Annotated in this window: 21 protein-coding genes; 10 read left to right on the plus strand and 11 right to left on the minus strand. The window is 63.8% G+C overall.

What is annotated here, in order from left to right:
* Positions 1-125 precede the first annotated feature (125 nt).
* From F3J17_RS06165 to F3J17_RS06190, 6 genes are all read left to right on the plus strand, one after another.
* Positions 126-2,540, plus strand: a complete 2,415-nt coding sequence (locus tag F3J17_RS06165; RefSeq protein WP_167054930.1) for a TonB-dependent hemoglobin/transferrin/lactoferrin family receptor — start codon at positions 126-128, stop codon at positions 2,538-2,540.
* A 42-nt stretch (positions 2,541-2,582) separates the two neighbouring features.
* Positions 2,583-3,698 carry a ChuX/HutX family heme-like substrate-binding protein gene (locus tag F3J17_RS06170; RefSeq protein WP_167054933.1) on the plus strand — a complete coding sequence of 372 codons (1,116 nt, stop codon included), beginning with the start codon at positions 2,583-2,585 and terminating at the stop codon, positions 3,696-3,698.
* Positions 3,695-4,606: an ABC transporter substrate-binding protein gene (locus tag F3J17_RS06175; protein ID WP_167054934.1), complete on the plus strand. Its 912-nt coding sequence runs from the start codon at positions 3,695-3,697 to the stop codon at positions 4,604-4,606. Before F3J17_RS06170 ends, F3J17_RS06175 begins: the two co-directional genes overlap by 4 nt.
* 16 nt (positions 4,607-4,622) lie before the next feature.
* Positions 4,623-5,759, plus strand: coding sequence for an iron ABC transporter permease (locus tag F3J17_RS06180; protein WP_167054936.1), 1,137 nt, complete (start codon positions 4,623-4,625; stop codon positions 5,757-5,759).
* A 31-nt stretch (positions 5,760-5,790) separates the two neighbouring features.
* A complete protein-coding gene (locus F3J17_RS06185) occupies positions 5,791-6,603 on the plus strand; it encodes an ATP-binding cassette domain-containing protein (protein ID WP_167054938.1) in 813 nt (270 codons plus the stop codon).
* A 166-nt stretch (positions 6,604-6,769) separates the two neighbouring features.
* The gene (locus F3J17_RS06190) at positions 6,770-7,756 is read left to right on the plus strand and encodes a DUF535 family protein (RefSeq protein ID WP_167054940.1); all 987 of its coding nucleotides are present in this window, start codon (positions 6,770-6,772) and stop codon (positions 7,754-7,756) included.
* Here F3J17_RS06190 and F3J17_RS06195 read toward each other — a convergent pair.
* The 8 genes from F3J17_RS06195 to F3J17_RS06230 form a co-directional block, all read right to left on the minus strand.
* Positions 7,726-8,196: a DUF2269 domain-containing protein gene (locus F3J17_RS06195; RefSeq protein ID WP_167054942.1), complete on the minus strand. Its 471-nt coding sequence runs from the start codon at positions 8,194-8,196 to the stop codon at positions 7,726-7,728. The two genes, F3J17_RS06190 and F3J17_RS06195, sit on opposite strands and share 31 nt — an antisense overlap.
* Complete coding sequence (locus F3J17_RS06200; RefSeq protein WP_167054944.1) at positions 8,193-9,446, minus strand: SDR family oxidoreductase; 1,254 nt, start codon at positions 9,444-9,446, stop codon at positions 8,193-8,195. The genes F3J17_RS06195 and F3J17_RS06200 overlap by 4 nt, the downstream gene beginning before the upstream one ends.
* A 106-nt stretch (positions 9,447-9,552) precedes the next feature.
* Positions 9,553-10,080, minus strand: a complete 528-nt coding sequence (locus tag F3J17_RS06205) for a MarR family transcriptional regulator (protein ID WP_167054946.1) — start codon at positions 10,078-10,080, stop codon at positions 9,553-9,555.
* A 71-nt stretch (positions 10,081-10,151) separates the two neighbouring features.
* The gene (locus F3J17_RS06210) at positions 10,152-11,012 is read right to left on the minus strand and encodes a hypothetical protein (RefSeq protein ID WP_167054948.1); all 861 of its coding nucleotides are present in this window, start codon (positions 11,010-11,012) and stop codon (positions 10,152-10,154) included.
* Positions 11,013-11,094: 82 nt separating this feature from the next.
* The gene (locus F3J17_RS06215; RefSeq protein WP_167054950.1) at positions 11,095-11,826 is read right to left on the minus strand and encodes a hypothetical protein; all 732 of its coding nucleotides are present in this window, start codon (positions 11,824-11,826) and stop codon (positions 11,095-11,097) included.
* Between the two features lie 5 nt (positions 11,827-11,831).
* Positions 11,832-14,183 carry a TonB-dependent receptor gene (locus tag F3J17_RS06220; protein WP_240160850.1) on the minus strand — a complete coding sequence of 784 codons (2,352 nt, stop codon included), beginning with the start codon at positions 14,181-14,183 and terminating at the stop codon, positions 11,832-11,834.
* A gap of 189 nt (positions 14,184-14,372) precedes the next feature.
* On the minus strand, positions 14,373-15,356 hold the full coding sequence (locus tag F3J17_RS06225) for a FecR domain-containing protein (protein ID WP_167054955.1): 984 nt from the start codon (positions 15,354-15,356) through the stop codon (positions 14,373-14,375).
* An 11-nt stretch (positions 15,357-15,367) separates the two neighbouring features.
* Complete coding sequence (locus F3J17_RS06230; protein WP_167054957.1) at positions 15,368-15,871, minus strand: sigma-70 family RNA polymerase sigma factor; 504 nt, start codon at positions 15,869-15,871, stop codon at positions 15,368-15,370.
* A 344-nt stretch (positions 15,872-16,215) separates the two neighbouring features.
* Here F3J17_RS06230 and F3J17_RS06235 point away from each other — a divergent pair, with 344 nt between their 5' ends.
* From F3J17_RS06235 to F3J17_RS06245, 3 genes are all read left to right on the plus strand, one after another.
* Complete coding sequence (locus tag F3J17_RS06235) at positions 16,216-16,497, plus strand: hypothetical protein (protein ID WP_167054959.1); 282 nt, start codon at positions 16,216-16,218, stop codon at positions 16,495-16,497.
* A gap of 122 nt (positions 16,498-16,619) precedes the next feature.
* Positions 16,620-17,297, plus strand: coding sequence for a heavy metal response regulator transcription factor (locus F3J17_RS06240; RefSeq protein ID WP_167054961.1), 678 nt, complete (start codon positions 16,620-16,622; stop codon positions 17,295-17,297).
* Positions 17,297-18,766 carry a heavy metal sensor histidine kinase gene (locus F3J17_RS06245; protein WP_167054963.1) on the plus strand — a complete coding sequence of 490 codons (1,470 nt, stop codon included), beginning with the start codon at positions 17,297-17,299 and terminating at the stop codon, positions 18,764-18,766. The genes F3J17_RS06240 and F3J17_RS06245 overlap by 1 nt, the downstream gene beginning before the upstream one ends.
* Here F3J17_RS06245 and F3J17_RS06250 read toward each other — a convergent pair.
* Genes F3J17_RS06250 through F3J17_RS06260 form a run of 3 tightly spaced genes read right to left on the minus strand, consistent with a single transcriptional unit; the run spans position 18,763 to position 24,666 of the window.
* Positions 18,763-20,223, minus strand: a complete 1,461-nt coding sequence (locus F3J17_RS06250; protein ID WP_167054965.1) for an efflux transporter outer membrane subunit — start codon at positions 20,221-20,223, stop codon at positions 18,763-18,765. The genes F3J17_RS06245 and F3J17_RS06250 overlap by 4 nt on opposite strands.
* Positions 20,220-21,392 carry an efflux RND transporter periplasmic adaptor subunit gene (locus F3J17_RS06255; protein ID WP_167054967.1) on the minus strand — a complete coding sequence of 391 codons (1,173 nt, stop codon included), beginning with the start codon at positions 21,390-21,392 and terminating at the stop codon, positions 20,220-20,222. The genes F3J17_RS06250 and F3J17_RS06255 overlap by 4 nt, the downstream gene beginning before the upstream one ends.
* Before the next feature lie 34 nt (positions 21,393-21,426).
* Complete coding sequence (locus F3J17_RS06260; RefSeq protein WP_167054969.1) at positions 21,427-24,666, minus strand: efflux RND transporter permease subunit; 3,240 nt, start codon at positions 24,664-24,666, stop codon at positions 21,427-21,429.
* Positions 24,667-25,029: 363 nt separating this feature from the next.
* Here F3J17_RS06260 and F3J17_RS06265 point away from each other — a divergent pair, with 363 nt between their 5' ends.
* A complete protein-coding gene (locus F3J17_RS06265) occupies positions 25,030-25,365 on the plus strand; it encodes a DUF4148 domain-containing protein (protein ID WP_167054971.1) in 336 nt (111 codons plus the stop codon).
* The last annotated feature ends 2 nt before the right edge of the window (positions 25,366-25,367 follow it).

Raw genomic sequence — 25,367 nt, forward strand, 5'->3', positions numbered from 1 at the left:
ACTTGCCCGTGTCTAACCGTTTGTTAAAAAGTAAATGAGAATTGTTTGCATCCAGGCTAAGATCGAGCCCGCTTTCGGTTCGTAAGAAGCCGAAGCGTCTGGATTCTGACTACGGGGTAGATTCGATGCATCTCAAGCAAAGACTGGTGCGGCGCGTGTTGCCGGCGCTGATCGCCGAAGCCTGCGCGCTTTACGCCAGCAACGCATTGGCCGCGCAGGCGGCACAAGTGGCGCAAGTGGAGCAAGCGGCGCAGCCCGCCGCCACCGCAACGCTCGCACAGAGCGCCGCGACCGGCGACGCCTCGACGTCCACGGACGCTCAAAACGCGAGCGCCGCCAAACCGATCCGCGCCGAAACCCTGCGCCGCGAGCAGGCGCTCAAGGCCGTCACCGTCACGGCTACGCGCGGCGGCAGCGCCGACCCGAACCGCACGGCGGCCACCGTATCGGTGATCACGAGCGACGATATCGACGAAAACAACGCCAAGGACGTCAAGGACGCGCTCAAGTACGAGCCGGGCGTCGAAGTGCGCCATTCGGCCTATCGTCCGGCGGGCATTACCGGATCGACGGGGCGAGCGGGCAACGAGGGCATCAATATTCGCGGTCTCGAAGGCAACCAGGTGCTGCTGCTCGAAGACGGCGTGCCGCTGCCGCAGTCGTATGCGTTCGGTTCGGGCTCGGCCGGCCGCGCGGACTATCTGAACACGGATCTTTATCAGCGCATCGAAGTGCTGCGCGGGCCCACCTCGGCGCTCTACGGCAGCGACGGCCTGACCGGCGCAGTCAACTTCGTGACCAAGGACCCGAGCGATCTGCTGTCGATCTACAACAAGAAGACTTACTTCTCGCTGAAGGCAGGCTACGACTCGACCGACCGCAGCTGGGGTTCGACGGCCACGGCGGCATTCGGCGGCGACGTGGTGCAGGGCATGATTGCGCTGTCCGGACGCCACGGCCACGAGACCGACAACAAGGGCGACAGCAACACGCTGGGCGCGACGCGTTCCGAAGCGGACCCGCTGACTTACAACAACCGCAGCGCGTTAGGCAAGCTGGTTTTCAAATTGACGCCGCGCGACACGTTGAAAATTACTGCTGAAACGCTTAGTAATACGAATTCAAGCGACGGGCTGTCGCAACTCGGCGGTGCCTACACGTGGAGCGGCTACACCGCCAACAGCTATGTGACCGGCAATGAGGTGAACAGCAACCGCGTCCAGCTCGACTACGATCATCGCGACGCGACGAACCCGTATTTCCAGCAGTTGCATGCGTCGCTCTATTACCGCAACGCGTCTACGCGGCAGACGCTGGACATTGGCGGCACTAAGTCCAGCGGTGCGACTTCGTCGCGCTCGCGTATCAACGACTACGGCGACAATATTTTTGGCGGCAGCGTGGTGGCCGATAGCGCGCTCACAACCGGCCCGCTCCAGCACAAGCTGACTTACGGTTTTGACGCGAGCGTGTCGCATTACAGCACCTCCAGCTCGGCGGGAAGCGAATGGACGAGCGCGTCGGACGGCTATCCGGAAGCGTTCCCCAAGACCACCCAGACCAGTTTCGGCGCCTTCGTGCAGGACGAAATTCGCTGGAACAAGCTGAGCGTGGTGCCGGGCGTGCGCTTTGACTGGTACGACATGACGCCGCATCCGGACGCGACGTACGAGGCAGCGTCCGCGACATCGACGAAACCGACCACGACGTCCACGGGTAATGCAGTCTCGCCGCGCCTGGCGATCCTGTACGAAGTCTCGCCTGCGTTCGTGCCTTATGTGCAGTACGCGCATGGCTTCCGCGCGCCGTCGGCGTACCAGGTCAACAGCTTCTACAACCCGGCCGGCTCTTACGGTCTCTATTACCAGCAAGTTGGCAATCCGAACCTTAAGCCGGAAACCAGCAACTCGGTGGAAGTGGGTCTGCGCGGCAAGCTCGGCGTCGGTCACGGTCAGGTGAACTACAGCGCCGCCGCGTTCGCAGGCCGCTACAGCAACTTCATCGACACCAAGGTGATCGGCGGCAGCGTGACGTCGGCGACCAATCCGTACACGGTGCAGTACGTGAATTACTCGAAGGCCTCGATTCAGGGCCTGGAAGGCAAGGCCGACTGGTACGTGAACGACAGCCTGGAGGTCAAGGGCGGCTTCGCGTGGATTCATGGCACCGAAACCAAAGATGGCGTGACCTCGGGGCTCGATACGGTGCCGCCGCTTGCGGTCGTGCTCGGCGTGAAATACGCGCCCACCGAGCGCTGGTTCGCAAGCGCCGACCTCACCTACAACTCGCGCAAGAGCAAATCGACGATGTCTTCGTCGTCGTATTTCTCGACGCCGTCTTACACGATTCTCGACCTGCATGCGGGCTACAACATCACGCGCCATGTGAGCGTGACGGCGGGCATCGACAACGTGTTCGACCGCAAATACTGGATCTGGAACGACGTGCGCGGTCTTTCGACCAGCGACAGCGCGGCGAAACTCGACGCGTACACCGCGCCGGGCCGCAACTTCAATGTGGCGATGAAGATCGACTTCTGACGCGACGTATTCAACCGAACAAAGCACTCAGGCAGGACCATCATGACGCAAACATCTCTACCGGTTCCCGCGAATCCGGCCACGCTCGCGCTGCTGCGCGAGGCCTTTACCGAACTGCGCACGACGCGCAAGCTGCGCCATCGCGAAGCGGCGGCGGAACTGGGCGTGAGCGAAGGCGAGGCGCTGGCGGCCTTCGTCGGCGAGCACGTGATACGACTCGACGCCAGCACTGCTGAGCAATTTGCCGGGATTTTCGAGGCCATGCCGCTGCTCGGCGAGGTCATGGTGCTCACGCGCAACGATGCGGTCGTGCACGAAAAGATCGGCACTTTCGGCAAGGTCAGCCGTAACGGTCCGGTGGGTTTGACCGTGGGGCGCGCGATCGATTTGCGCATCTTCTACGCGAAATGGGCGTCGGCGTTTGCGGTGCGCGAGGCCTATGACGACGGCGTGCGCAAGAGCCTGCAGTTCTTCGACGCGCAGGGCGTGGCCATCACCAAGGTCTATTTGCGCGATGCGAGCGATCAGGCGGCATTCGATGCGCTGGTCGAGCGTCATGCTTCACCGGTGCAGCAAGCGGGCCTCGCGGTGGAGGCGGCCCAGCCGCGGCCGCTGCAGCGCGATGATGCGCAGATCGACGTGGCCGGCTTCCATGCTGCATGGGCCGCGATGAAGGATACGCACGAATTCTTCGATATCCTGCGTAAATTTGGCGTGGCGCGCCTGCAGGCGCTGCGCCTGGCCGATGCAGCCTATGCCGAGCCGATTGCGCTCAACGCCATCGAAGCGCTGCTCAATGACGCCGCTGCCACGCAACTGCCGATCATGGTCTTTGTCGGCAATCCCGGCATGATCCAGATTCACACCGGCCCGGTGCAGACGATCCGCACGATGGGGCCGTGGCTCAACGTGCTCGACGCGGATTTCAATCTGCACCTGCGCACGAATCTGGTGGCGCACGCCTGGGTCGTGCGCAAGCCGACGGACGACGGCGTCGTCACCTCGGTCGAACTTTTCGATGCGGCGGGCGAGAATATCGCCATGCTGTTCGGCGCCCGTAAGCCGGGGCAGGCGGAACGCGAGGACTGGCGTGCCGCGGTGCAGAAGCTTGCACGTCTTGACGACGACCCGCGCGCCGTCGAGGGAGCGCGCGCATGAGCGATGATCGATTCGATTTGCGCCGGCGGCGTTTGCTGATGAGTACGGGCGGGCTGTTGCTTGCCGCAACGGGCGTTGGCCTGGCCGATCTGGCGTGTGCGGCTCCAGCGCCCACGAAAAGCGATGCGCCGCGCGTGGTCGTGATCGGCGGCGCGCTGGCCGAGATCGTCTACGCGCTTGGCCGCGCCGATGCACTGGTGGGCGCCGATACGACCTGCACCTATCCGCCTCAGGCCCAGTCGCTGCCTAAGGTTGGCTATCAGCGCGCACTATCCGCCGAAGGACTGCTGTCCTTGCAACCGACGCTGATTCTCGCCTCCGCCGAGGCCGGGCCGCCTTCGGTGCTGCAACGCGTCGCCGACGCGGGCGTGAAGCTTGCGACCTTCAGCGAAGGTCATGATGTTGCATCGGTGCGCGAAAAGATCGTCGGCGTGGCGCGCGCGCTCGATGCGGAAAACGCCGGGCAAACGCTGCTCGCGCGCTTCGACCGCGCGTGGAGCGAGACATCGGCGCACGTGGCCGAGGCCCCCAGGCCGGCGATCCAGCCGCGCGTGCTGTTCCTCATGAGCCCGACCGGCAACCAGCCGATGGTGGCCGGCCAGCATACGGCGGCCGACGCCATGCTCGCCTATGCGGGCGCACGCAATGCGATGCAGGGCTTCTCGGGCTATCGCGCGCTCACGCCCGAGGCGCTGGTAGCGGCGCAGCCCGACATCGTGCTGACCACCGACGACGCGCTCAAGGCCGCCGGCAGCAAACGTCATCTGCTCGATTCGGCGGGCTTTGCGCTCACGCCAGCAGGACGCTCGACGCGCGTGGTCGCGCTCGATGCGTTGTTCCTGCTCGGCTTCGGTCCGCGTCTGCCGGAGGCGGTCAGCGCGCTCAACCGCAGCCTCGCAAAAGCGTGATGCGAGGGACTGCATCATGACGAGGCACAGTCTTCGACTCGCGCAGCCTTCGCTGGCTGCGCCTTCTCCTGCGCGCACGCGGCGCTCGCGCGTGCCGCTGGTGTTCGCTGCGCTTGGTGTGTTGCTCGCGCTTGCCGTGCTCGCGGGCGTGTGCATGGGCGCGTATCCCGTGTCGCCTGCCGCGCTCTGGCAGGCGCTTGTGGCGGGCGATCTTCATGCGGGCGCACAAGCCGATCGCTCCGCGCTCGTACTACTCGAATTGCGAGTGCCGCGCGTCGTGCTCGCGTTGCTGGTGGGTGCGGGTTTCGGTGCGGCGGGCAGCGCTTTGCAGGCGCTGTTGCGCAATCCGCTCGCGGACCCCGGTTTGATCGGTGTATCGAGTGGCGCGGCATTGGGCGCTTCTTTGCTGATCGTCTTTGGGTCGGTGCTGCTGCCGCATCTGGCCACTTACTGGCCGGCTGTATTCGGTGCAGGTTTGGCGCCCGGATCGGGGCAACTCACGGCGATAGCGGCGTTTGTCGGTGCGCTGGGCGTGACGCTCGGCGTGTACCGGATTTCGTCGTCGAATGGCCGTGTGGTGTTGCCCATTCTGCTGCTTGCGGGCGTGGCCGCCAATGCGCTTGCGGGCGCGGTAATCGGTACGCTGTCGTATGTGGCCACCGATGCGCAGCTGCGCTCGCTGACGTTCTGGAGCCTGGGCAGTCTCGCCGATGCAAAGTGGTCCACACTGGGCGCGATCGCGCCCTTCGTGATACTGGGCATCGTCACGATTGCAGCGCATACGCGCGCGCTCAATGCGATGCAACTGGGCGAGCTGGAGGCGCACTATCTGGGCGTGCCGGTGAAGCGTGTCAAGCACTCCATACTATTGGCGGTGGCGCTCGCAGTGGGCGCACTGGTGTCGAGCACGGGGCAGATCGGCTTTATCGGGCTGGTTGCGCCGCACTGCATCCGGCTGTCCTGTGGGCCCGATCAGCGCGTGGTGCTGCCGGGGGCGATGCTGCTGGGCGCGTTGCTGACCGTGGGCGCGGATCTCGCTGCACGAACGCTGGTTGCACCCGCTGAAATTCCGCTTGGCGTGCTGACGGCGCTCTTGGGCGCACCGTTCTTCATCGTACTTATCCTGCGCAGCCGGAAGCAATTTGGCGGATAGGCGCATCAGCAATCACACATAAATCATATTCATGCTTTCGATTGAAAATCTGCGCATCGGCTACCGGGGAAGGCTGCTGTTCGACGATTTTTCGCTGAGCGTCGCGCCTGGCGAATTCGTGGTCGTGCTCGGCCAGAACGGCGTGGGCAAGAGCACCTTGCTCAAGGCGCTCGCGGGCGACTTCACCTTGCACGGCTTTCCCGATCGCGCGAGCAGCGGCAAGCTCACGCTCAATCGCGAGGACGTGCGCCGCATCGCGCCGCAGCGCCTGGCGCAACTGCGCGCGGTGCTCGCGCAGAGCGTGCCCAATACGTTCGCGGTGTCCGTGAGCGAAGTGGTGCAACTCGGCCGCTACGCGCATCTGGACGGCGCGGCCATGCCATTTTCCGTCGACGTGCTGGTGCAGGACATGCTGGCGCTGGCGGGCGTGGCGCCGCTTGCGGATCGCGACATCACCACGCTTTCCGGCGGCGAATTCGCACGCGTGCAGTTCGCACGCGCGCTTGCGCAGTTATGGACGCTCGACGCCCATCAGATGCCGCCGCGCTATCTGCTGATGGACGAACCCACGGCGGCGCTCGACCTCGTCCAGCAGCACCGGCTGTTCGCCACGGCGCGCAGGATCACGCGCGCATGGAATATCGGCGCGCTCGCCATCGCGCACGACTGCAATCTCGCCGCGCGCCACGCAGACCGCCTTGTGCTGATTGCGAATGGCCGCGCCATCGCCGATGGACCACCACGCGAAGTCATGCGAACCGATCTGCTCGAGCGTTGCTATGGCGCGCCGATGCAGATCGCCGGCCACGAACAGGACGCCGTGGCAAGTATTTTTCCTGCCTGATTTTTAGGTGGAAACGTTTGCGCGCCCGGGGAACGAGCGCGCTCCATGCGATCTCCATCATTCCTCGATAGTTGCTGCATGGCGGTTGCCCAGAATACGCTTGGGCCGACCGCCTGTTGCGCGTCGGGACGAGTAGTGCAGGACCGGCTTTACCTTCGCTATAACAATGAAAACCATGCTTGCCATGCAGCGGCTGCTGCGCGAATCCATTCCGGGTTCGACCTTGAAAGCGCGCTTTAGTCGCGCGCGCGTCTGGCTCTATGCGGGCCTGAAACCCGCAACGGGGCGCATCTGGATACGCGCACTCACTGATATTCCCTTACTGGCCGCCGCTGCGCGCCGCGACCGGCGTTTCGTGGAAAAGCCCTTTCACGGCTTCGGCCGCTCCGGTCTCGACGCGCAAGGGCGCGCTAAGTTGATCGCGGGACACTATGCGGCCATGTCGCGTCTGCTTGGCGATAGCTGGCTGGACAGGCTCTATGTGAGCGGCGAGCCGGTGATATTGGCTTCGTGCGAGCAGTTTGAGATTGTCGCGCGTGAAGTGACACTCTGCAAACGAGAAGGATTACTGAGTATTTCAATGCGCGATGCGCAAACCGGTGTCGATCTCGCCTGGATAAGCGTTATCTTCGAGCAGGACGCGCACCGTCGAACGGGGGTATTCATCGGCGGTCTTCAGGGACCGTCGGGCGAGCATCGGGAACGCGTGCGCACGCTGACGCGGGCCTGTGATGGTCTGCGCCCGAAAGCGGCGGTGATCGAGGCACTTTGCGCGATGGGCCGTGAATTGGGCCTCGCGCGCATCGTGGCGGTGGCGCGCGCATCGCACATCTCTAGCGCGAGCGACGCCCAGTTTCGCTCCGATTACGACGCGTTCTGGCTCGAACTCGGCGGCGTGCCCATCGAAGGCGGCTACGCCTTGCCATTGAGCTTGCCGCATCGCGCGATCGAAGACGTGCCGTCGAACAAGCGCTCCGCGTTCCGGCGTCGTCAGGCCTTGATCGCGGATATGAGCGCGCAGATTCAAAACCATCTCCAGAGCGCGAAGCGTGAGGGCGAGTACGCCGAAATCAGCATGCCCACGCGCATTGCAAGGCCATTCGGCCTCGCTTGGGCGGGCGCTCAACTGGGTTTGAACACCATCAGGAAGTAGACCAGCAACATCGCGATGAAAGCCGGGTAGCCCAGCCACTCCCACATCTTCGCGTATTGCCAGTAACGCGCCGGCAGTACCGTTGCGTGCGCATCGTGGGTGTCCTGCGCCAGCCGGGCAAGCTGCAACTGCAACCACACCACGGGCAGCCAGCATGCCCCGGCGAGCGCATACAGAGCCAGTGCGGCGACGATCCACGGGCTCTGCCACGGCCATCCCGCCGCGTGTGCGAGCCACAAGCCGCTGGCAGGCTGGAACAGCACGGCGGGCGTGGTGAACCACCAGTCGGCGCGTACTACCAGCCGCGCCACGGCCGCGATCACGGGAACCGAGCGCGTGCGGTTGGCGAAGTAAAGGTAAAACGCGGTCCCGAACCCTGTGCCGACCATCAGCACGGACGACAGGATATGCAAGGTCTTGACGATGAGATAGAGGTTCATGAACGGGCCTCCTCGCCCAGGAGGACGAGTAGCAGGGCGAGAATCGGCAGATTCTTGAGGATCGAGCCGAACGGATCGGTGAGCAGCTCGGGCAGGGCGAGCGCGATGATCGCGGTGTACACGACGATCAGCGCGATTTGCGCGCACCATAGCCGCCTTCCCGGGCGGAAAATCGTGGCCAGACCAAAAACGAAATCGAGCGCGGAAGCGGCATAAAGCGCGGTTAGCGCCGCGGTTCCATGCAGACCGACGCGTGCCAGCAACGCGAGGCTTTGCGCCTGCGGATGAAGCCACGCGCTGGCCAGCGCGCTCCAGATCCACGTGAGCGCGAGCGCAAAGCGCAATACATAGGAGCGCCAGGCGTCAAGCGCCTCCCGGCGTAACGAAAGCGCATTGCTTCCGATGAAGTCGCGAATGCCGCGCGGCATGCGCCCAAGCAGCATGGCCGTATCCGCCACGTCGGCGGTGCTGCCCGACTGCAGCATGCGCCACGTATCGCGCGTAAGCATCGAACCCGGCACATGCTCGAACACCGCAGCCGTCGCGCCGATGACGATGCCAGGCACGCTGATACGCGGCGCGGGCGCGAATCCTAGTGCGGAACGAAAGATCGCCAGCATCTCGCGATACTCGACCTCGTCACCGCCAACGAGATCGAGCGTTTGCCGCGCGGGGGTATCGGCTTCGAGCAGGCGGCCTACCGCTTGCGCAAGATCGTCGGCGTGAATGTGGCGTAGTAGTTGATGTCCGCCGGCGGGGAGCACATGAAACGGGATGCTCGCAAGCGCACGGAAGAAGCGCGACGATGTGCCATGCTCGCCATAGACCAGCGCGGGCCTCACGACCTGCCAGTCGATCGGCAGGCTTTGCAGATGGCGGTCCGCTGCCAGTTTGCTCGTGAAGTAGGGCGCAGAACCTGTCTCCACACCCAGCGCGGATATCTGCACGACACGCTTGACGCCCGCCTGCTGACACGCATCGAACAAAGCAATCGGACTGCGCGTATGCACCGCATCGAAGGTTTGCTCGCCGTGCTCCAGCAGAATTCCGACCGAATTAATCACGGCATCGATGCCATCAAGTTGTACGCGCAACGTCTTGGCATCGAAACCGGCAGCGAAATCGATCTGGATCTCATCGGCCTGCGTGGCGTGACGCACGCCCTTCACCACGCGATGACCATGACTTTCGAGCCACTCGCACACTGTGCTGCCGATAAATCCGTGCGCCCCGCAAACGAGGATGTTCATTCTTGTGTCTCCTTCTCGCTCGATGATGCTAACGTTACTGTTATTTCTGTATTGACAGAAATAACAGATCAAAAAAATGCAGGCCCGCAAGCCTGCACTGCGCGCATCACGACTTGCGCCTGACCACTTTGCTGATCTTCGCGCCGATGCCCAGCGCTTTCATGAGCGTATCGGGCTTCAGACGCAGCATTTCGTCGGACCATGTCGTCATGGTTTCGAGGAATTGCAGCGTGTCGCGAATCCGTTGTTCGGTTTCGCGACTCTCGTTGGCGATTTCCGGGCCTTCGAGCGTGTCGCGCAGCATCGTGAGCGTCGGGTCGATCTCACGCTGACGACGGCCTTCCACAATCAGCTTGAACAGTTCCCAGACATCCGTGGATGTCTCGAAGTGATCGCGCCGGTCGCCCATCACATGCACGACTTTCGCGAGCCGCCACGCTTGCAGCTCCTTCAGGCTGTTGCTGACGTTCGAGCGCGCTACGCCCAATGCTTCGGCGATTTCGTCGGCGGCGACGGGGCGGCCCTCCAGATAGAGCAGGGCGTGAATCTGAGCCACGGTGCGGTTGACGCCCCAGCGCGAGCCCATTTCGCCCCAATGCAGGATGAATTTTTCGGCGGTCGGTGTGAGTTCCATGGGCTCGACTGTAGGGTCTTCAGTTATTTCTGTCAAGACAGAAATGACTGAATGAAGCACGATCGCGCGGGTTAAACCGTTTCGTCGATGCCGAGTGAACGCGTGTCCGATTGCGGAAAGAAGTTCGGTATCGCCTTGCTTCCCATGAGGAAGATATCCACGCGAAGCACACCGTACCACGTATGGCCGGATGTCGAAGTGAACGTGGCCGTGCCGTTTTTGGCGGCGTTGACGCTCTTCATGAATTGCAGGAAGCCCGTGGCATTGCCGGGATCTTGCGCCAGGTTCAGCGTGTTGCTGCCGGTCGTGTTGCTGTCGAGATGGTACGTGCCGCCCTTCATGAGGGAGCGCTGGGCTTCGGAGCCCAATGCCGAGAACAGCGACATGAAACTGGTGAGCTTGTCGGCCTGTTTGCTGACTGCCGCGGTTTCCGATGCCGATAGCGGATTGCCGTCCGCATCCGCCCATGTCGCATAGCCGGCGACGGCGTCGTCGTGATACGCCTTCACGGCTTGCACGAGCGGCGCGCTGCTATTGAGTTTGTCCTGCAGCCAGCTTTGATCGGCGGCGTTCATCGTTTTCGAGGAGACGGCGATGCTGCCATCATTCGAGGAAAAATCGAAATCGGCGCTGGCGAGATCGGGTCGTTCCTTGATCAGCGATTGCATGACGGGAACGAGCGCATTGGCGATTTGCTCGGCATCCGCTCCCATCTTCAGCGGCGCGCCCAGCGCGCTCAGATACTTGTCGATACGGCTATGGTCGAGCGGATCGACAGCGGTGACTGTGATGGGCGTGGACGAATCCGGCGAAGCCGTAGCGCTTGCGGTTTGAGACGCAAGCGCCGCCGAAGAGAGGCTTGCGCCGTTGCCGGTGCTGGAATCCGCGCCAGTCAGGCTGATGGTGTTCGCCGTGTTAATCGTTAGACTCATCCGCACCTCCCGTCTGGGTTTTCAATTTGTTTACGGCGGGAGGGGCGAATATCTTTAGCGGTTCCTGACTAGATGATGCGGATTAGATCGTGCGTCGCGCGGTCCAGTCGATCGCCGCATCGAACAGTTTCAATCCCGCCGCCGAGAGATTCGGAAACGAATCGTTGTCCATGTAGAACATCACGCGTCGCTCGGGCGCGAGCGCTTCGTAGTCCATCGTCGCGCCTTTCTCGTAGGTAAAGATCGCGGCCTTCTCGGGCTGGCCGTAAATCGTCGCGATGATCGATGCGCCGAGTCCCGGCTTGCCCCAGCTCATCGGCGCCTGCTTGCGAAAGACGTTGGCGACGCCGGCGGGCAGCCCCGCCGACGCAGGATGCGGCGCATTCACGAGCCACAGATAGCGCTCCTTTTCCACCTCGCCGAAATCGACGTCGTGCCGTTTGCCGCTCATGGCGAGATCGTCGAGGAGATCGTTCTCCCATGTGAGCAGCGGCACGGGAGCATCGCGCCAACCTGGCGGCACATCCTTGGCAGAAACGGTGGAGGAAATCACAACGAGCCCGGCATCCAGCGCACCGCGTGGATCGAAGTCCTGATTCACGAGCTGCACTGTATAGCCGCGGCTTTGCAAATGCGCTGCGATCTGCCGGTCCACAGCGATATTCGGCCCATCGAGTTGCACGACCATCAGGATCGCGCCTTTTTTAAGGGATGTTTGTGCACGGCTCGCAGGGGCGACGCATGCGGCGGCCAGGGCGGCGAGCGAGAATAGCGCCTGGCGTCGCGCAGAACGCGGAACAAATCGGGAAGTCATGGCGATCAGAATTCGAAAGTGGAAAGCAGTGAGACCTGACGCGCATCACCCACGGCGACGAAGTAGCGGTTCGCGCTGGACGGGTAGTAGGTCTTGTTGAAGAGGTTCTTCACGTTGAGCTGGAACGACACACGGTGGCCGCCCATTTTTGTGTCGTAGGTCGCGAAGGCGTCGGCCACGGTATAGGCGGGCAGGGTGAAGCTATTGGCCGAATCGCCTGGCCGCGAGCCAACGTAATGTGCGCCTGCGCCCACGCGCAACTGATCGCCGCCGAACACCGTGCCAAAGTCGTATACGGCCGCGAGCGATGCGGTATTCTGCGCGACATTCCACAGCCGGTTGCCCGCATAAACAGGGTCTTCGATGGTCTTGGCGTCGATAAACGCGTAGCTCGCGATCACACTCCAGTGCTCGCCAATCTGGCCGGACACATCCAGTTCCACGCCGCGCGAGCGCGCCTTGCCCGAGGTGCGCCAGTCCGTCTGCTTGGTGGTGTCGTTGTATTGCGAGACCAGCACGTTCGATTTGTCGATATTAAAGAGCGCGAGCGTGCCCGTAAGCCCTGCTGGCATGGCGATTTTCGCGCCCAGTTCCCACGAAGTCGCTTCTTCCGGCTTCACCGATGAATCGATCACCACGCCCGTGCTGAGCGGCGCAATCGTCGAAGTCGGCTTGAGCGACTGCGTATAGCTGCCGTAGAGCGAAATGGTGTCGGTTGCCTTGTAAACGACGCCCGCGCGCGGCAGCCATTTATTGCCGCTCAGATCGGTATTGGCCTTGAAAGGCCGTCCCTTGCCGGCGATCTGGTTGTAGGTCATGAAGCGCGCGCCGCCCACCAGAATCCACTTGTCGCCCAGATGCAGGCTGTCCTGAAAGTAGACGGACGCATCGTGCAACGTGTCGGTCTGATCGCTGTCGCTCGCCGAGACGGTGCTCGACGGGCTTTCGAGCCCATAGACCGGATGCAGATAATTGAAGGTGGTTTGCGTGGCCTGACGCAGCAGATCGGCGCGATAGATGCGGCGATATTCGTCGTCCACGCCCACCTGCAGGTCGTTGCGCAAGCCGGCCAGCGTGAAGTGGCCGTCCACATAGGCGGTCGCGTAACTGTCCGTGCTCACCGCGCCGTGGGTGGCGTCGTTGCTGCGCGAGAGCGCGCCCGTGGTGCTGTTGACGCCTTGCACGCGCAACTGGTTGGCGTCGTAGGTTTCGCGGTTATAGCTGTAGCCGAAATGCGCCTTCCAGTCGGCGTTGATCTGGTGATCGACCAGCAACTGCGCGAGATGGGACTCGCCAGTCATATTGTTGAACGGCTCGTCCAGACGTTCGCGCGCGGGAATCGCCAGCGGCTGATTGGTCTTGGGGTCGAGCGCCGTCCCGCGATCGAAGGGATACAGAAACTTGCGGTATTGATACGAGAGCACCACCTGGGTATCGCTGCCGTAGTACGCCAGCGATGGCGCGACCAGCGTTTCCCGATGCTCGCCGAAGTTGCGCCAGTATTGTTCGCTGACCTGATCGAGTACGAGCCGGTACGCCAGCTTCGTATCGCCGATCGGGCCGGTGGTGTCGAGCGTCGCGCCGCCGCCGTTGCGCCCGTGCCCATAGGTCGAGCCGAGCAGGGAGATCGCGTGATACGGCGTGAGCAAGGGCTGCTTGCTGACCACGTTCACCACGCCGCCCGGGTCCATGATGCCGTAGAGCAGCGAAGTGGGGCCCTTGAGCACTTCCACGCTATCGACGGCGTCGTTGAGCGCGCGGCCCTGCACCAGCGGCATGCCGTTTTCCATGATCGAACCATCGCGATTGCCGCCGAATCCGCGCTTGAGCAGCGTGTCCTGCGTGCCCGCGAGCGTGTTGCCCTGCACGATGCCGCTGACATTGGCGAGCGCATCGTCGAGATTGCGCGGGCGCTGATCGTGCAGCACCTGCGCGGGCACTACGTTGACGGCCTGCGCCGTATCGAGCACGGGCGTGTCCGAGCGCGTGATGTTGGCTTCGGCAGGCGCGCGATAGCTGCCCGCCTTGATGCCGGATGCAGCGACTTTCACGGTGGGCAGCACGGCGTTGTCCGGGAGCGCGGCGTTGCTGGCGTCTTCGGCGAGCGTGAAACTGCCGTTCTCCTGTGCGCTGGCGGAAAGCCCCGTATTGCGCAGAATGCGCGTGAGGCCTTCGCTGACGCGGTAATCGCCGTGCAATCCCGCGCTCGCGCGATTCGCGGCCAGCGCGCCCGGATAGGCGATCATCACGCCGGCCTGCTGGCCGAACTGGTTGAGCACCGTGGCGAGCGGTCCGGCGGCGATCTCGTAGTGCTGCACGCTGGCGCTTTGCTGGGAAGCGGCGGGCGGTGCGGCCATCGCGTCCGGATGGGCGCTGGCGGCAAACAGCGTGAGGACTGCCGCGCCGATCCAGTGATGGCGTCGGCGCAAAGCCTGAAGAGGTGATGACATGGAATCGAAGGCTGGAATGAGTCAGATAAAAGTGCTTTCATCTGGCTTGTCCCGCGAGAATCGAAAACAGCTCAGGTTTTCGAAAATATTTTTATTTCAGGTGCGCGCCGGGCTCACCGTCACCCAGTAGCGCGTCAGATAGTCCACGCGCAATGGCAGCGCGTGCGAGAGCGTATCGAGCACGCGGTCGGTATCGGCGAGCAGATAGGTGCCGGATACGCGCAAGGACGCCGCGCGCGGATCGCAGCGCACGACGCCTTCGCGGTAGCGCGCAAGCTCGACCAGAAAATCGCCTAGCCGCATGTCGTTGGCGACGAGCATGCCCTGAGTCCAGGCCGCGGCTTCGTTCTCGATTGATTCGATTCCGCGTATCGCCTGACGGGTGAAGCGTGCGGATTCACCCGCCCGTAGCGTGCGTGCGGCCAAAGGCGCGTCGTCGGGCACGATGCGCACGGCGCCTTCGAACACGGCCAGTTGGGTATCGTCCTGCCGCTCGCGCACGGAAAAATGCGTGCCGAGCGGCGTGGCCGTACCTTGCGCCGTCTGCACGACGAACGGACGCAGGTTCGCACCGTCACGATGGCCCGTGACCACCATGATCTCGCCGCGGCGGAGCACGATACGGCGCTCGTGCGCCGTAAAACGCAGATCGACCGACGACGATGTGTTGAGCGTCAACGCCGTGCCGTCCTCCAGCGCGTAGGTGCGGATTTCGCCGGTGGTGGTGTGCATATCGGCGGTCCAGCCGGGCCACGCGGAACGATGCCGCGCGCTCCACGTCGCGCCGCCCACGAAGAAGAGCGCGGCGAGCGCCTTGACGGTCGAGCGCCGGCTTCGCGAAACGCCGCGTGTGAGCGCCGCGCGCGCGGCGTGAGCCGATGGCGCCTGGCCCAGCGATTGAAAGCGCTGCGAGACGGTCTGGATGTGCTGCCAGGCGCGCTCATGGTCGGCGTGTTCCGCGCGCCACGCATCGAGCGCGGCGCGCTGCGCTGGCGTGATCGCGCCGCTGCCCAGATCGAGCCACCACTCGACGGCGCGATGGGCGATTTCGGGCGCAATATCGCGCGGGGTGGCTGACATCGGCGTGCCGCTCACAGTGCGAAAAAGCACTGCGCCGCAGCTTTCACCAGATGGCGCTTGACGGTGGCGAGCGAGATGCCGAGCGTCGCCGCGATCTCGGTGTGCGTCGCGCCGTCGAGCTGCGCAAGCAGAAACGCGCGCTTGACGATAACGGGCAGGCCGTCGAGCAGGCGGTCGATTTCGCAGAGCGTTTCGAGCAGCACCGCCTGGTCTTCCGGCGAGGGCGCGAGGGCCTCGGGTGCGTGGGCCAGCGCTTCCAGATACGCACGTTCGACCTGCTCGCGCCGCCAGTGGTTGTAAAGCACGCGCTGGGCGACGGTAGTGAGCAGCGCACGCGGTTCGCGCGCTTCGACCGGTTCCTCGCGCGCGAGCAGGCGCATGAAGGTGTCGTGCGCAAGATCGCTGGCGCGGTGCGCGCAGCCGAGCTTGCGGCGCAGCCACCCGTGCAGCCAGCCGTGATGCGCGCGGTAGAGCGCGTCGATCTCGAGTGGGGCGGAGGGCGGAAGGGCGGTCATACGGCGTGACGCAGATTGGTGTGCGGTTGGCTTCGTGGTTTGCTTACATCGTCGGCAGCGTAGCTTACACGTTGATTTCGCATAAGTAAATGAGAATTGTTCTCGTATAACAACGGTGCGAATCGCCGTTTTTGCACCTTTCTGGTGAATCGCTCGGCGCAAAGTGACGCCGGAATATCAGCCGGATTACGAATTTGTCATCTGCCTTCAGTTTCAGAATCCCTTAAGTCTGCGACGCACACAATGCCCCTGACTTCGCGATGCTTCAGAAGTCGCGGCGCGCAGGGAGAATGTCCATCGGCGCGTAATTCAATGATTTTTTGCCTTATTTGAGGAGCGTTACCATGAAAGCCAGACTGCTTGCTGCACTTGTCGTCAGTACTACGATGTTTCCCATGATCGCTTTTGCGCAGAACGAGCGTATCCAGAATATGCAGGTCAGCCCGCAGAGCGTGCAGGCGCAACAAAGCGGCACGCAGCATCAGTCGGACGTGCACGCCGCGAATGGCGTCGTCAAGACTTCGGCTTCGGGCAACAGTGGTTATGGCAACGCCACGGCTGGAAACTCGCAATCGGGTAGCGCTTCGGAGAAAGCCGGCTTGACCGCGCTTTATCTCCACCACTGAGTGAGCGCCGCGCCCCAGATGTCGAAAATGTAATCCGCCGGTTAACCGTGCGTTATCCGGCGGCCCCTTGCTTTACGCAGGTTTGGGTAAAATCGTCCCACCATGAAGGCGGGAGAATGCGTATGCGAGTCCTCGTAATCGAAGACGAGCCGAAGGCGGGGGCCTACGTCAAGAAAGGGCTCGAGGAATCGGGCTGCAGCGTCGATCTTGCGACCGACGGCGCACAAGGGCTGCTGCTCGCGCAGGAAGAGGAGTACGACGTGATCGTGCTCGACGTGATGCTGCCGGTGCTGGACGGCTGGTCGGTGCTCAAGCGCTTGCGCGCCACGCGCGCTACGCCCGTGCTCTTTCTCACCGCGCGCGACGATGTTGCCGACCGCGTGCAAGGGCTCGAACTGGGCGGCGACGACTATCTGGTCAAACCGTTCGCTTTCGTCGAACTGCTCGCGCGCGTGCGCACGCTGGCGCGCCGCGGGCCGCCGCGCGAAGCCGAGACGATGCGTATCGCCGATCTGGAAATCGACGTGATCCGCCGTCGCGTCAAGCGCGGCGCAACCCGCATCGACCTCACGCCGCGCGAATTCTCGCTGCTGCAACTGCTCGCGCGCCGCCAGGGCGAAGTGCTCAGCCGCACGCAGATCGCCTCGTTCGTGTGGGACATGAATTTCGACAGCGACACCAATGTGGTCGAAGTCGCGATTCGCCGTCTGCGCGCCAAGATCGACGATGGCTATGAAAGCAAGCTGATCCACACGGTGCGCGGCGTGGGCTACGTGATGGAAGAAAAGGACGCGCCCTGATGGCGCGCCGCTCGCTTGCGCTCACGCTGGCGCTGGTATTCAGCGCGACCACGTTCGCGGTGTTTGCGTGCGTGGGCTGGTATCTCTACGTGGCGCTCGCGCATCAGGTGCGCAAGCAGGACGATCAGGACATCGTGCTGGCCGCGCGTCACGTGCGTCGTCTCGCCGCCGAGCTCGCTTCCACCCAGGATGCACGCGATCATGCGCTGCGTCTGTCCAGCGCCGTGCTGGGCAATCAGGCGCTCGCCTTGCGCATTGTCGATGCCCACGGCCAGGCTGTCGCAACACACGACGAAGGCGCGACCTTCGACGAACCGCCCGCGCCGCCCAACAACGCCGTTACCGCCAATGATGTCGATCTGTCCGCCGCACGCGCCGGTGCGCTCGTGCTCGCGCCCGATGCGCGCATCGTCGATACGGCGATCCGCGAATGGCGCAGCGCGCAGGGTGTGCCCGTGCGCAGCATCGCCTTCGACGTCGCGCTGCGCAATGGCGAAACCGTTCGCGTGGGTATTGCGCGCGATCTGCGCGGCCCGTTGAGCCTGCTCGATTCGTACCGCGACACGTTGGGGCTGGCGGGCAGTATCGGCACGCTGGTGGTGCTGCTGGGCAGCTATGCGCTGGTGCGGCTCGCGTTGCGGCCGTTGCGGCAGATTGCCGACCAGTCGCGCGAAGTGACGGCATACCGGCTCGACCGGCCGATCCGCGTCAAACATATCCCAAGCGAACTGGCGACGCTGGTGGAATCGCTCAACGCGATGCTCGAACGTTTGCACGCCGGTTTCCAGCGGCTCAGTCAGTTCACCACCGATCTCGCGCACGATATGCGCACGCCCTTGAGCAATCTGCGCGGCGCGACTGAAATTGCGCTCGCGCGCCCGCGCTCCGACGATGAATATCAGGCCGTGCTGGCTTCCAATCTGGAGGAATGCGAACGATTGTCGCGCATGATCGAGAATGTGATTTTTCTGGCGCGCGCCGAGCATCCGCGCTTCGAAATGCGTCGACGCGCCTTTGATGTGCGCGACGAACTCGAACGTATCGCCGAATATTTCGAGGGTCTCGCCGACGAAGCCGGTCTGGCGATCAGCGTGCAAGGCAGCGCGTCTTTGAGCGCCGATGTCGAACTGTTCCGTCGCGCACTCAGCAATCTGCTGGCGAATGCGCTGCGCTATACGCCGCCAGGCGGGACGATTGTGCTGGCGGCGCGCTCGCACGAGGCAACGCTGGACGTCGTGGTCGAAAACCCCGGCACGCCCATTCCACCCGAACATCTTGAACGTATTTTCGAGCGCTTCTATCGCGCCGATCCGTCACGCACGCGCGGGCCTGAATCGACCGGCCCAGGGGCGTCGGCGGGTTTGGGCCTGGCGATCGTGCGCACCGTGATGGAACTGCACGGCGGCAAGGTGCGCGCCGAGAGCGATGCGCGCAGCACGCGTTTCATTCTGACCTTCCCACGCGCCTAGCTCGCGTTGCCATTCCACGTACCGCCCAGCGCCTCAATCAGGCGTACGCACGCGGTCATTCTGCGGCCTTCGATCACCACTGCGTCGCGCTGGTTCGTCAGCGCGATGGTCTGCGACGTCACGACGTCGAGATAGCTGACCGCGCCTGCGTTGAAGCGATTCGTGGTGAGCTGCAGAGCCTGTTGCGCGGCCTGCGCGGCGTGCTGCTGCGTGGTGGATTCGTCGGCCAGCGCCTGGAGGGCGGAGAGATTGTTCTCCACCTGCTCGAACGCGGTGAGCACGGTTTGTCGATAATCGGCGACGGTGCCGTCGTAGTGCGCGCTGGCGGCATGCAGCGTCGCGCTGCGCTTGCCGCCATCGAAGATCGTGCCGACCAGTTGCGGCCCCAGCGACCAGAACAGGCTGGGCGCGCTCAGCCAGGGCGCGAACATCGAGCTTTCCAGACCGGCCGTTGCGCTAAGCACGAGATTGGGAAAGAACGCTGCATGCGCCGCGCCGATCTGCGCGTTGGCCGCGGCCACGCGGCGCTCGGCGGCGGCGATGTCGGGACGGCGCTCGATCAGTTGCGAGGGCAGGCCCGCCGGAATGACTGGCAGCTCAAAGCCCGCCATTGCGCCCTGTGCGTTCTGCACAGGCGGCAAAGAGAAGATCGAAGCGGGCTCGCCGATCAGCGTGGCAATCGCATGCTGCAGTTGCGCGCGGCTTACGTCGATATCGCGTGCCTGGGTGCGGGTGCTGTCCAGTTGCGTTTGCGCCTGAGCGACCGCCGATGCGTCGATCGCGCCATTGCGCAACTGGTCCTGCACGATGGCCAGGGCGCGGGTGTAGGCGCGCACGCTGTCGTCGAGCAACTGCTTTTGCGCGTCAAGCGAACGCAGACTGAAGTAGTCGACTGCAAGCTGTGCCGACATCGAAAGACGTACGGCTTCGAGATCGGCGGCGCTGGCCTGCGCGGTGGCGTTCGCGCTCGTCACTTCATCGCGGATACGGCCGAACACATCCGGCTCCCACGTGGCCGTCACGCCCATCGAATAGTCGGGAATGGTCTTGCCCGCGAGCGACGATCCCTGCTTGTTCGCCGAGGTGCGATAGCGATCCTGCGCGACGCCTGCCGTCATGGTCGGCAGGAAGCCCGCGCGCTGATAGTCGGTGGTGGCGCGCGCTTCGGCGAGATTGGCAAGCGCCTTGCGCACGCTCTGGTTCGACACGTCAATGCGCGTTTCCAGCGAGTTCAGTTCCGCGTCGCCGAAGACGGTCCACCATGCGCCGCGTGGCGCGGCATCGGCGGGCGAGGCGACTCGCCAGGCGGTGTTCGAAGCATCGGGATTCGACTGGCCCGCATAATGCGCGGGAATTTCAACCGTAGGCGCCTGATAAGGCGCGGTCGTCGAACAGGCTGCCAGCGCAACCGCTATCGCGAGCACACCCAGACGCAGAGGAAAACGTTGCGTGCTCATGATTGCGCCGCCTTTGCGGGCTGGGCGATGCTCACCGTTTCGCCGTTGCTGATGCTGTCGCCGGGGTTGTCGATCACGCGATCGGTGGTGGAGAGGCCCGAGGTCACTTCCACATGCGTGCCGAAGTCGCGGCCCAGATGCACGGGCTTGAGCAGGACCTTGCCGGTCGCATCGACCGTTGCGACCGATACGCCTTCGGAGCGGAACAGCAACGTGGTCACCGGCACGTCGAGCGCAGGCGTCGCGCTCTTGAGCGCGAGATGCGCCTGCACATAGCCGCCGGGCAGCAACGCGCCGTCCGCATTGTCGACGTCGATTTCCACGCGCAAGGTGCGGCTGGTCGGATCGATCGCGCCCGCACTGCGCGCCACGCGCGCGTTAAAGCGGCGACCCGGATATTGTTGCGTTGTCAACCATGCCTCGGTGGCGGGCGTGACGTCGGCCGCATCGTCTTGCGGCACATCGACGAATACGCGCAAGGTTTGCGTCTGCGAAAGATGGAACAGTTCGTTTGCGGCGGAAGGCGAACCGGGCGTGCCGCCCGCTGTTACGAGCGCGCCCACGTCCACGTCGCGCGCCGTGATGACGCCGTCGAATGGCGCGGTCACTTTTTCATACGAGACCAGCTCGGCCAGACGCGCGACATTGGCCTGCGCTGCCGCGAGCGCGGCTTGTCTGGTCTGCATGTCGCTGAGCTTCGCGTCGGCGTCCTGCTGCGCGACGGACTGGCTCGCGAGCATCGTCTGCCAGCGTTGCGCGGTGGTTTTTGCGTAAGCATAGGCGGCTTGTGCCGAAGCCTCGTCGGCGCGTGCGGCGCGCAACTGGGCGTCGAGATCGGGCGCGGCGATATCCGCGAGCACCTGGCCGGCCTTCACATGGGTGCCGATGTCGGTGTACCAGTGCGCGATGTAGCCGCTGGTGCGCGCGAAAATCGCGGTGTCCGCGAATGGTGTGGCTGCGCCTGGCAGCACGAGATCCTGGCTTGCGGGCGCGGGTTGTGGGCGCACCACGGAAACCGTCAGCGTGCTTTGCGAAGCGGTTTGCGCGGCGAGTGCGCGGCTGGCGTGGAGGCGCGGCACGACACCAGCGGCGAGCAGCGTAAGCGCGAGTGCGGCCAGCACGAAAGCGGCCTTGCGGCGCGGCGCGGTTTGTTTGTCGAGGTCGGTCATGATCGGTAGATGAAATGCGCGAAATCGGGAGGCGTTACTGTTCGGCGTCGGCGGGCTGGTCGAGCGCGGCTTCCTGCACGGCTTTTTTCGCTTTGCGGCGCGCGAGCCAGCCATGCACGATGGCGAACACCACGGGCACGAACATCAGCGTCGAAACAGTGCCGCACGCGAGGCCGCCAATCACGGCGCGCCCGAGCGGCGCGTTCTGTTCGCCGCCGTCACCCAGACCCAGCGCCATCGGCAGCATGCCGATCAACATCGCCAGCGCCGTCATCATGACGGGGCGAAAGCGCGTGAAACCCGCCTGTTCAGCGGCCTCGAAGGGGGTTGCGCCTTGCGCAAGCCGTTCGCGCGCGGCGGTGACGACCAGAATGCTGTTGGCGGTCGCAATGCCGATACAAAGAATCGTCCCAGTGAGCGCGGGCACGCTGAGCGTGGTGTCGGTGGCAAACAGCATCCACACGATGCCCGCAAGCGATGCGGGCAGACCGCTGAGAATCACCAGAGGATCGAGCCACGACTGGAAGTTCACCACCATCAGCAGATAAACGAGCGCGATAGCGAACGCGAGACCCATCAGGAGTCCGGAGAAAGCCTCGTGCATCGCCTGTACTTGACCGCGGATCACGATCGACGAGCCGGGCGGCAGCTTCGCTTTCTCGCTGTCCACGACCTTGGCGACGTCGGTTGCCACTGCGCCCAGGTCGCGCCCCTGCACCGCGCCAAAGATATCGAGCACCGGCTGCACGTTGTAGTGCGAGACCACGGCCTGCTGCGTGGCGCGCGAGAACGTGGCGAGCGAGCCGAGCAGATTCTGCACGGGCGCGTCATTGGCCGCGTTCTTCGCCGCGGCTGTGCTGACCGCGCTGGAACCCGTCAGCGGCAGATTCGCCAGCGCCTGCAGGGAATTCACGTCGTACTGCGGCATCATCACCATCAGCGGATAGCTCACGCCGTTCTTCGGATCGAGCCAGAAGTTGGGCGTGGTTTGCGAGCTACCCGACAGCGCGATCAGCAGGTTCTGCGCGACGTCGCGTTGCAGCAGCCCCGCCTGCATCGCCTTGGTGCGATCGACGTCGATATTGATCGCGGGCGCGTCGCCGGGTTGCTGGATGCGTGCGTCGACCAGACCGCGCACGTGGCGCAGCTTCGCGAGCAGATCATCGGCGACCACGCGGTTTGCGGCGAGCTTGTTGCCAACGATCTGGATATCGATCGGCGCGGGCAGGCCGAAGTTGAGGATCTGGCTAACGATATCGGCAGGCAGGAAAGCGAAGGTGACGCCGGGGAATTGTTTGGGCAACTGCGTGCGCAACTCGCTGACGTATTGAGCGGTCGGGCGATGGCCGGGCTTGAGCGAGACCATCACGTCGGCGTCGCCCGCGCCCACCGGGTCCGACGAATCGTAGGTGAGATTGATGCCGCTGACCGGCACGCCGATATTGTCGAGTATCGCGCCTTGTTCGCTGGCCGGAATGGTCTTGCGAATGGCGGCTTCGACCTGATCGGTGAGGCGCGCGGTCTGTTCGATGCGCGTGCCGGTGGGCGCACGCAGATGCAGACGGATTTCGCCGGTATCGACGCTGGGGAAAAAGTCGCGGCCTGTGAAAGCGAGAAGGGCGAGCGACGCCACGCAGCAGCCAAGAAATACCGGCACGAAGCGGCGGCGCTGCGCGATGGCGCGTGCGAGCGCCGCGCGATAGATCAGGCGCAACGCTTCGAAACGCGCCTCGAAGGCGCTCTGCAACGCTTGCAGGCGGGCAATCAGCGCATTCGTGGGACGCTTGTTGTGCGCGCGCGGCTTGAGCAGATAGAGCGCGAGCGTGGGCACCAGCGTCCGCGAGAAGAAGTACGACGCGCCCATCGCAAAGATCACGGCTTCGGCCATCGGCACGAACAGATAGTGCGCCACGCCGGTGAGCAGGAACATCGGCGCGAAGACGATGCAGATCGACAGCGTGGAGACGAAGGTGGGCACGGCGATTTCGCCGGAACCGTTGAGAATCGCGTCGTAAAGCGGTTCGCCGTTTTCCAGATGATGGGTGATGTTCTCGATCGCGACCGTTGCGTCGTCAACCAGTATGCCGACCGCGAGCGCAAGCCCGCCCAGCGTCATGATGTTGATGGTCTGACCGAGTGCGGAGAGCGCGAGGATCGACGTGAGCACGGCCAGCGGAATCGACACGGCAATGATCAGCGTCGCGCGCCAACTGCCGAGAAACAGCAGGATCATCAGCGCGGTGAGGCAGGCGGCGATCAGCGCCTCGCGCACCACTCCGCCGATGGCCGATTTCACGAACACGGACTGGTCGCCCAGTGGCGTGATCGTGAGCGCCTTGGGCAGACCCGCCGCAATATGCGGCAACAGCGACTTGACCTGGCTGATGATCGACAGCGTGGACGTGCTGCCGGTCTTCTCGACCGTCAGCAGCGCCGCGCGCTTGCCGTCGCTGCGCACGATATTGGTTTGCGGCGCGTAGCCGTCACGCACGTGCGCCACGTCACGCACATACACCACGCTGCCGTTCACGGTTTTCACGGGCAGGTTGTTGAGCGCGGCCACGCTGTCGGTGCTGCCGTTCATCTGCACGTTGTATTCGCGCGTGCCGATTTTCGCGGTGCCGCCCGGCAGGATCAGGTTTTGTGCGTTGATGGCGTTGACCACGTCGAGCGGTGCGAGACCTTTGGCCTGCAGCGCATGCGGATCGATATCGACCATGATCTGCCGCACCTTGCCGCCGAACGGCAGCGGCACCGATGCGCCCTGCACGGTGGCCAGTTGTGTGCGGATAAAGCTGTTGCCCAGGTCGTACAACTGCTGCTCGGCGAGCGTTGCGCTTGAGAGTCCCAGTTGCAGGATCGGCACGGTCGAGGCGTTGTACGTGATGATGTTCGGCGGCAACGTGCCCGGCGGCAACACGCGCAGGATCGACGCCGAATTGCTGGCGGCCTGGGCGATCGCGCGGTTGATATCGGCGCCCGGATGGAAAAACACCTTGATCACCGAGACACCGTTGAGCGACTGCGATTCGATGTGCTCGATATCGTCGACGTCCGAGGTCAGCGCGCGCTCGTAGTTCGAGGTGATGCGCTGCGCCATGTCCTGCGCTGAAAAGCCGTTGTACGACCAGACGATGCTGACGACGGGGATATCGATGTTGGGAAAGATATCGGTCGGTGTGCGCAGGATCGCGAGCGGGCCCGCGATCAGGATGAGAATCGCGAGCACGGCGAAGGTATACGGGCGGCGCAGGGCGAGCCGGACAATCCACATAACGAACCTGTATGAGCGTGAAGTTGCGCATTCCGGTGCTGGTGCAGCCGGCGCGCGCGACGGTATGGAGGTTCGCAGTCTGCGGGTGAAGGCTTTGCCGGACGCTGACCGGCGGATTACGAATTTGAAATGTAGGGCGCGATCTATGCGAGATCGACCGGACGAGGCCGACGAAGGCTTTTTGTATCGCCGTGTATCTGCGGCGTAGACAGACACGCAGGCTTGCAGAAGGGGCGGTGAGCGGACACAAGCGGGATACGTCGGGGCGTTCAAATACATCCAAGCCAGTCAACTGCATCGCAAGAGCGATCAAACCGATGACTGGACCGCTGAATCCCTTACTCAACTCGCTGGAGAAAAGCCATGAAACTCGTTCAAGCCCTGCTCGTCGCTGTTGCCGTTGCCGTTCCTGCCGTGTCGTTCGCACAATCGAACGAACCGCTGACCCGCGCCCAGGTGCGTGCCGAACTCGTGCAACTGGAAAAGGCGGGTTACAACCCGGCCGCCGATTACACGCAATATCCGCAGAATCTGCAGGCCGCCCAGGCGCGTGTCGATGCGCAGAACCAGGCGGCGGCCTCGGCTTATGGTTCGGGCTCGAATGGTCATTCGGCGGCGGGCGCGCGCGTGGTGCACGGCACGGCAGACAATGATCAGAACGATGTGGTGGGTCTGGAGCCGATCTACGGGCACTCCTGAGC

The sequence above is a fragment of the Burkholderia sp. Ax-1719 genome, from assembly GCF_011753055.1.
Classification (GTDB): Bacteria; Pseudomonadota; Gammaproteobacteria; order Burkholderiales; family Burkholderiaceae; genus Paraburkholderia.